Annotated in this window: 1 protein-coding gene and 1 pseudogene; both read right to left on the bottom strand. The window is 74.5% G+C overall.

Going from position 1 to position 1,259, the window contains the following annotated elements:
- Nucleotides 1–399: 399 nt before the first annotated feature.
- Nucleotides 400–1,050, bottom strand: a complete 651-nt coding sequence (locus G3I65_RS24855) for a response regulator transcription factor (RefSeq protein ID WP_160698240.1) — start codon at nucleotides 1,048–1,050, stop codon at nucleotides 400–402.
- A pseudogene (locus tag G3I65_RS24860) lies at nucleotides 1,025–1,259 on the bottom strand (two-component sensor histidine kinase); the annotation flags it as partial. The gene G3I65_RS24855 and the pseudogene G3I65_RS24860, both read right to left, overlap by 26 nt.

Raw genomic sequence — 1,259 nt, forward strand, 5'->3', positions numbered from 1 at the left:
CCGCGCCCGGCCGCCCCGCGGCCCAGCCACTCCGCGCCCGGCCGCCCCGCGGCCTAGCCACTCCGCGCCCGGCCGCCCCGCGGCCCGGGCTCTGCGCGACCTTTCCGCGTTTCCTGCGCTCCGCCAGCGCCCTGGCTACTTCCTAGCCTGGGTTCGCGTGCTCCGGCGGCGTCAATCGCCATCCGCCCGCCACCTCCCGGGCGGGTTTGGCCGATCGGCAATCTGGCCGGCCACCGCAAACGCCACGGTTCGCGCCGCGGCGTCCACTCGGATCGGTGGCAACATGGCCCAGCGCCCCGATCCGGCCAGCCACCGCAAACGCCGTGGCCCCCGCAACGGCGGCACCCGCGACAACATCGCAGATCCCAGGCCACAGCGGCCGCCCATCGGCCAGACCGCCTACCGGGTCACCAACCCCGCCTCATGGGCCAGCAACCCCGCCTGCGTCCGGTTCGCGCACTCCAACTTCACCAGCATCCGCGACACATAGCTCTTGACCGTCGCCTCAGCCAGATGCAACCGCCCCGCGATGTCCGCATTGGACAGTCCCGCACCCAGGCACGCCAGCACGTCCCGCTCCCGCTCGGTCAACCCCGCGGTCCGGCGCCGCGCGTCCTCCCCGCGCTCACGGCCGTCCGAAGACAACGCCACCAACCGCCGAGCCGCGGACGGTGACAGCACCGTGTGGCCGTCCGCCGCCACGCGGACCAGGCCGATCAGGTCCTCCGGCGGCGTCGACTTCACCAGGAAGCCCGCCGCTCCCGCGCGCAAAGCACGGATGACGTAGGTGTCCGCGTCGAACGTCGTCAGCGCGACCACCGCCGGCGGGTCCGGCATGGCCGTGATGCGGGCGATCGCCGTCAGGCCGTCGACGCCCGGCATGCGCAGGTCCATCAGGACCACGCGCGGGCGGTGGCGGACCACGGCCTCGACCGCTTCGGCGCCGTCGGCCGCCTGGGCGACCACGTCGATGTCGGGCGCCGAGCCCAGGATCGTGCGCAGGTGGGCGCACACCATCGGCTCGTCATCGACCACGAGCACCGGGATCACAGTGCGTGCCTTCCACCGTCGGTACGTAAGCGGGCAGTATCGCACCGACCCGGAACCCGCCGCCGGGTGCCGGACCCGCGTCGAAGCGGCCGCCGACCAGCTCGACGCGCTGTCGCAGGCCCGCCAGTCCCGCGCCGGAGCCACTGCCGGCCAGTGCCGGGTCGGGTGGGCGCGCCGCGGCCGTGTTGCCGACCGAGACGTCCAGCCCG

Origin of the sequence: Amycolatopsis sp. SID8362 (assembly GCF_010550475.1) — a bacterium.
Lineage (GTDB): Bacteria > Actinomycetota > Actinomycetes > Mycobacteriales > Pseudonocardiaceae > Amycolatopsis > Amycolatopsis eburnea.